The sequence below is a fragment of the Enterococcus hailinensis genome, assembly GCF_045862035.1.
GTDB lineage: Bacteria > Bacillota > Bacilli > Lactobacillales > Enterococcaceae > Enterococcus_A > Enterococcus_A hailinensis.
In genome coordinates, this window is the sequence record NZ_BAAFRV010000006.1 from 160,216 (window position 1) to 167,051 (window position 6,836).

The following is a 6,836-nucleotide window of genomic DNA, read 5'->3' on the forward strand; positions in this document are numbered from 1 at the left end:
AAACTTTTAACAAGCTAATCAGCTAACAAGCGTGAGGAGGACGTAGATGAATAAAAACAATAAGGGAGTAAAAAATGCTCTCTATTATATTCTCGTCATCTTAGCGATGGTCATGGTTGTGTATTTCCTATTTGGAGACAACAAATCAGCATCGCCAGATATCGAGTATTCGACTTTTACTGAACAAATGCAAGAAGGCAAGATCAAAAATGTGAAGATCCAGCCAGCCGGTGGTGTTTATAAAATCACTGGTGAGTATAAAGAAAAACAAGAAGTTGCTAACTCTGGCGGCTTAAGTATCATTGGTTCAACTGATACAAAAACGACACATTTTTCAACGATCGTTTTACCAAACGATACAACGTTAAGCCAAGTTACTGACTTAGCAAAAGAAAATAGTGTTAAAACAACGATTGATGAAGAATCAAGCAGCGGTATGTGGGTTACATTATTAATGAGCTTCTTACCGATCTTGATTATGATTTTCTTCTTCTATATGATCCTTGGTCAACAAGGCGGCGGCGGTGGCGGTAACGGCCGTGTAATGAACTTTGGTAAATCAAAAGCCAAAGAAGCTGACAAAAAAGCCAACCGTGTTCGCTTCTCTGATGTAGCGGGTGCAGAAGAAGAAAAACAAGAATTAGTTGAAGTAGTAGAATTCTTAAAAGATCCACGTCGTTTTGTTGAGCTAGGCGCTCGTATCCCAGCTGGTGTTTTATTAGAGGGACCTCCCGGAACTGGTAAAACCTTATTAGCAAAAGCTGTTGCTGGTGAAGCTGGCGTGCCATTCTACTCAATCTCAGGTTCAGACTTCGTAGAAATGTTCGTTGGTGTCGGAGCGTCTCGTGTTCGTGACCTATTCGAAACAGCGAAGAAAAATGCACCAGCTATCATCTTCATCGATGAAATCGATGCAGTTGGTCGTCAACGTGGTGCTGGTATGGGCGGCGGTCATGATGAACGTGAACAAACCCTAAACCAATTACTAGTAGAGATGGATGGTTTTGATGGTAACGAAGGTGTCATCGTCGTTGCTGCAACTAACCGTTCAGATGTATTAGATCCAGCGTTATTACGTCCCGGACGTTTTGACCGTCAAATCTTAGTCGGTCGTCCAGACGTTAAAGGCCGTGAAGCAATCTTACGTGTACATGCTCGTAACAAGCCTTTAGCAGATGATGTTGATTTGAAAGTCGTTGCGCAACAAACACCAGGTTTTGCTGGTGCCGATTTAGAAAATGTCTTGAATGAAGCTGCTTTAGTAGCCGCTCGTCGTAACAAGAAAAAAATCGATGCTTCTGACGTTGATGAAGCAGAAGATCGTGTGATTGCCGGACCTGCTAAGAAAGACCGTGTTATCAGTAAAACTGAACGTGAAACTGTGGCTTACCATGAAGCTGGTCACACGATCATCGGAATGGTCTTGAACCGTGCACGTGTTGTTCATAAAGTAACGATTATCCCTCGTGGACGTGCTGGCGGATACATGATCGCTTTACCAAAAGAAGATCAAATGTTGATGTCTAGAGATGATATGTTCGAACAAATCGTTGGATTACTTGGTGGGCGTACGGCGGAAGAAATCGTCTTTAACGTTCAAACAACCGGTGCTTCAAATGACTTTGAACAAGCAACTGCTTTAGCCCGCAGCATGGTGACTGAATATGGTATGAGTGATAAACTTGGACCAGTTCAATATGAAGGCAATCATCAAGTCTTTGTAGGCCGTGACTATGGACAAACAAAAGCTTACTCTGAACAAGTGGCCTTTGAGATCGATCAAGAAGTTCGTAAGATCTTGATGGAAGCTCATCAAAAAGCCCATGAAATCATTGAAACACATCGCGAACAACATAAATTGATCGCTGAAAAACTTCTAGAGTTTGAAACGCTAGATGCTAAAGCAATAAAATCATTGTTTGAAACTGGTGAAATGCCTGGTGGTGCCAATAGCGCTTATCCAAGTGAAAAAGCTCAAGCTCAAACTTTTGAAGAAGCAAAACGTGCTTTGGAAGAAAAAGATGCTGAGAAACAAGCAGAAGATAAGGCTACTGAACACAAATCATCAGAAGATAAAATTGAACCAGACGATACAACAGACAGATAAAATAAAAAGCGGCTATCTTCGGATAAGCCGCTTTTTATTTTATGCTAGCTATTAGTTGGTTGTTTCAAATAAGGCGAGTAAAATAGGGTCAAAGGGGCTGTGTGAAATGAAACGGAGTGAAAAAGCACATTTAATGATGGATCAAATCAGTCAAGCTTATGGTGATGAAAAGGTAAAATGTATTCCAGAGATACAAGAGCTTCTATTAAGTAATGCCAAGATATTAGAACAATCTGAAGACTGTGGTTTAGTAGCAACTAGAATTTGTAAAGGACTATCACTCTACGCACTATCCCATACCCATGACTTTCCCAAAGCATTAGCTGAATTGCATACTCAGTTAAAGAGTGAAGCCGTAAAGTATGATGCAACAGCAATGACCGCATTACTATTACCGATCTGGTTTTAACTAGCAGGCGCATATCGCCTGTTTTTTATTTGGAATTCGAAACGTAAACTTTCCCCAAACACATACAGAGAAGTTGAAAAAAAATGAAACACCTAGTATGATGCAATCACGAGTAAAAAAGTTTGAATGAATGAGGAGCAAATAAATGAGTGATTATTTAGTTAAAGCATTAGCCTATGAAGGCTTTGTACGTGCATATGCAGTCGATGCAACAGAAACAATTTCAGAAGCCCAACGCCGACATGATACATGGAATACAGCGTCAGCCGCTTTAGGTCGTACGATGATTGGTGCCGTGATGTTAGGTGCAACCTTAAAAGGGGAAGACAAAATGACCGTTAAAGTTGAGGGGGATGGACCTGCCGGAGCCATTGTCGTTGATAGTAATGGTAAAGGCGATGTCAAAGGATACATTAAAAATCCTCACATCAGTTTACCGTTGAATGAGGTTGGAAAAATCGATGTCCGCGGCGCAGTTGGTACTTCTGGGATGTTCACTGTCATCAAAGATTTAGGTTTAAAAGAGCCTTTCTCTGGTCAAACACCGATTGTCTCAGGAGAACTGGGGGAAGATTTTACATATTACTTAGCTGTCTCAGAGCAAATTCCTTCAGCAGTTGGGGTTTCAGTCTTGGTAGATACCGATGATACGATCAAAACAGCAGGTGGTTTTATGATTCAGATCATGCCAGGGGCAAGCGATGAGATCATTGACCAAATCGAATTACGATTGAAAGAAACAGCGCGTATTTCTACTTTATTAGATGAGGGTCAAACGCCGGAAGAAATTTTGAAAAATTTATTGGCTACCGATGATGTGGAGTTTTTAGAAACGCTGCCGGTACAATTTAAGTGTGATTGTTCAAAAGAAAAATTTGCCTCAGCGATCATCACTTTAGGTGCGGAACAAATCCAAGAACTAATCGATCAAGATCATGGTGCCGAAGCAGTCTGTGCTTTTTGTAATAACAAATACCAATATAGCGAAGCGGATCTAGCTGAATTGAAACAAGAAATTTTGGGGGAATAATAGTGAAACCTTTAAACGGCACTTGGAAAATCGGCAACGTCGAAATACCTAATCGAGTCGTCGTTGCACCAATGGCGGGGATTTCGAACGCTGCCTTTCGTGTAACGGTCAAAGAATTTGGTGCAGGACTCGTTGTTTGCGAAATGATCAGCGACCAAGGAATTCATTTTAGAAACAAAAAGACCTTGGAGATGCTGTATATTGATGAAAGTGAACATCCGTTGAGCGTTCAAATTTTTGGTGGGAACAAAGACTCGCTAGTTGAAGCCGCTCAGTTTGTTCAAGAGAATACCAAAGCGGCGATCATCGATATCAATATGGGGTGTCCGGTCAATAAAGTTATTAAGGCTGAAGCTGGTGCGAAATGGTTGTTAGATCCCGATAAAGTTTATGAAATGGTGCAGGCTGTTTCCTCAGCAGTGGATATCCCGGTCACAGTTAAAATGCGGACAGGATGGGACGAACAACATGTTTTTGCAGTTGAGAATGCTTTAGCAGCCGAAAGTGCTGGAGCCTCTGCTATCGGAATGCATGGCCGTACGCGTGTACAGATGTATGAAGGTCAAGCTAATTGGGCTGTTTTAAAACAAGTAGCAAATAAGCTGACTATTCCGTTTATGGGGAATGGCGATGTACGGACCCCGGAAGATGCAAAACGAATGATCGAAGAAGTGGGCGCTGATGCGGTCATGATCGGCCGAGCCGCACTTGGAAATCCGTGGATGATCCATCAGACACAACATTACTTGGAAACAGGTGAATTGATCCCTGAACCAAGTGCCCGAGAAAAAATCGCAACTGCTAAGCTGCATTTTGAACGTTTGATTGATTTAAAAGGTGAAATGGTCGCTTGTCGTGAATTTCGGCAACATGCAAGTTACTATTTGAAAGGAATTCCTCGTTCTGCCAAAACAAAGGTAGCAATCAATCAAACAGAAGAAAAACAAGTAGTCCTAGATTTACTTGACCAATTGGTTGAAAAGACGGAAGCACGAGAAAAAATTAGTTGATCTTCAAGCCGAATGAGGAATTCGGCTTGATTTTTTGTGGATTCATTGGCATTATAAGTAAGAGTAATTACATACTGAGGAGGAACATTCGTGACTGAAGAACAAACAAATTTGACAGAAATGAACGATCAAATGCGTGTTCGCCGCGAAAAAATGGAAAATCTTCGTACAGAAGGTATCGATCCATTCGGCGCTCGTTTTGAACGAACTGCAAATTCAAAAGAATTGCATGAAACATATGATGCAGATACAAAAGAAGAACTTCATGAAAAACAATTAACAGCCAGTGTTGCTGGACGAGTAATGACTAAACGTGGAAAAGGTAAAGTAGGATTTGCCCACTTGCAAGACCGTGAAGGCCAAATCCAAATCTATGTCCGTAAAGATGAAGTAGGGGAAGAACCTTATGCGATCTTTAAAAAAGGTGATCTAGGTGACTTCTTTGGAGTAACCGGTGAAATCATGAAGACAGATACAGGTGAAGTATCAATCAAAGCCAAAGAAATCACATTGCTATCAAAAGCATTACGTCCTTTGCCTGAAAAATATCATGGTTTAACAAATGTAGAACAACGTTATCGTCAACGTTACTTAGACTTGATTAGTAACCGTGAAAGCTTTGATCGTTTTACTAAACGCAGTCAAATCATCAGTCAAATTCGTCGCTATTTAGATGGACTAGGCTATATTGAAGTAGAAACACCTGTATTGCATAATGAAGCAGGCGGTGCATCTGCACGTCCATTTATCACACATCACAATGCATTAGATATGGATTTGTATCTACGTATCGCGCTTGAGTTGCATTTGAAACGTCTAATCGTTGGCGGAATGGAAAAAGTATATGAAATCGGACGTGTCTTCCGTAACGAAGGTATCGACACTACGCATAATCCAGAATTCACTATGATGGAAGTTTATACCGCATATCAAGATTACCTAGATGTAATGAACTTAACTGAAGGAATCATTCGTGATGTGGCTCAAAACGTTTTAGGCGAAACAACATTGTCTTACGATGGTCAAATGATCAATTTAGGTTCTGATTTCAAACGAATTCATATGGTCGATGCCATCAAAGAACAAACAGGTGTCGATTTCTGGAAAGAAATGTCTATAGAAGAAGCTCGTACATTAGCGAAAGAACACAATGTTGAAATTAATGATAATATGGAAGTTGGTCATATCATCAATGAATTCTTCGAAACATTTGTAGAAGAAACATTAGAACAACCAACATTTGTTTTTGGACACCCAGTAGAAGTTTCTCCGCTTGCGAAGAAAAATGCTGAAGATGGACGATTTACTGACCGCTTTGAATTGTTTATCGTGGGACGCGAGTTCGCTAATGCCTTTACTGAATTGAATGACCCAATCGATCAGCGCGAGCGTTTTGAAGCGCAAGAAAAAGAACGTGAGCAAGGTAACGATGAAGCGCATGGCGTAGATGAAGATTTCCTAGAAGCGTTAGAATATGGTATGCCGCCAACAGGTGGTTTAGGAATCGGAATCGATCGATTAGTAATGTTATTGACAGATGTACAGTCAATTCGTGATGTTTTATTGTTCCCAACAATGAGATAACTATAAATTTTAGACGTTCAGCAGAGCTGAACGTCTATTTTTTTATCTTAGTCGAATGTATTATTAGAAAATGATGTAAAACAGAAACGTAAAAAAACCAACTTGAAATTTTGAAAAGGGAATTTTCAAATAATTTACATGTTATTTACGAACGTTCTAATAAAATGCGAATAAGAATAATCAGTAATGAAAAAAACTTCGAAAAAAAGCATATTTTTTATTGACCCAATGCGATTATGTTGGTATATTATGTAATGTTCCAAGGCGAGCTAATCTCGCTAAAAAAAACTTAAAAAAAGTTGTTGACATACGACGGAATTTAAGTTATTCTAACAAAGTCGCATCAAGCAGTAATGACAATTTCGAAAAACTTCTTCAAAAAAAGTTTTAAAAAGTTGTTGACATTAACTTTTAAATCTGTTAAGATATAAAAGTTGCTGAAACAAAGCAACAAACAATGTAGACCTTTGAAAACTGAACGAATAAAACAAACCAAATGTGTAGAGCGTTTCTTTTAATAGAAACAAACAAAACATAGCAAGCAATATGCTAGCAAGTCAATTTTTAAATTTAAAATTGAGCTTAACAATCGCAAGATTGTTTCAAACACTTTTTATGAGAGTTTGATCCTGGCTCAGGACGAACGCTGGCGGCGTGCCTAATACATGCAAGTCGAACGCTTTTTCTTTCACCGGA

General features: G+C 39.7%; 5 protein-coding genes and 1 rRNA gene. All 6 read left to right on the plus strand.

Annotated elements, in window-relative coordinates:
- Positions 1–46: 46 nt before the first annotated feature.
- Complete coding sequence (ftsH, locus tag ACKTSC_RS06885; RefSeq protein WP_407857198.1) at positions 47–2,107, plus strand: ATP-dependent zinc metalloprotease FtsH; 2,061 nt, start codon at positions 47–49, stop codon at positions 2,105–2,107.
- A 106-nt stretch (positions 2,108–2,213) separates the two neighbouring features.
- Positions 2,214–2,516: a bacteriocin immunity family protein gene (locus tag ACKTSC_RS06890; protein WP_407857199.1), complete on the plus strand. Its 303-nt coding sequence runs from the start codon at positions 2,214–2,216 to the stop codon at positions 2,514–2,516.
- Positions 2,517–2,661: 145 nt separating this feature from the next.
- A complete protein-coding gene (gene hslO / locus ACKTSC_RS06895) occupies positions 2,662–3,546 on the plus strand; it encodes an Hsp33 family molecular chaperone HslO (protein ID WP_332580157.1) in 885 nt (294 codons plus the stop codon).
- A gap of 2 nt (positions 3,547–3,548) precedes the next feature.
- Entirely contained in the window at positions 3,549–4,556 is a 1,008-nt protein-coding gene (dusB, locus tag ACKTSC_RS06900) for a tRNA dihydrouridine synthase DusB (protein ID WP_332580156.1), read from the plus strand.
- Positions 4,557–4,676: 120 nt separating this feature from the next.
- Positions 4,677–6,140 carry a lysine--tRNA ligase gene (lysS, locus tag ACKTSC_RS06905; protein ID WP_407857205.1) on the plus strand — a complete coding sequence of 488 codons (1,464 nt, stop codon included), beginning with the start codon at positions 4,677–4,679 and terminating at the stop codon, positions 6,138–6,140.
- 611 nt (positions 6,141–6,751) lie between these two features.
- Positions 6,752–6,836 (plus strand): 16S ribosomal RNA (locus tag ACKTSC_RS06910); the annotation flags it as partial.

Bases quoted from the DNA above. Each gene is read 5' to 3' on its own strand.
- ftsH (WP_407857198.1), top strand. From the start codon at position 47: ATGAATAAAAACAATAAGGGAGTAAAAAATGCTCTCTATTATATTCTC.
- ACKTSC_RS06890 (WP_407857199.1), top strand. From the start codon at position 2,214: ATGAAACGGAGTGAAAAAGCACATTTAATGATGGATCAAATCAGTCAA.
- hslO (WP_332580157.1), top strand. From the start codon at position 2,662: ATGAGTGATTATTTAGTTAAAGCATTAGCCTATGAAGGCTTTGTACGT.
- lysS (WP_407857205.1), top strand. From the start codon at position 4,677: ATGAACGATCAAATGCGTGTTCGCCGCGAAAAAATGGAAAATCTTCGT.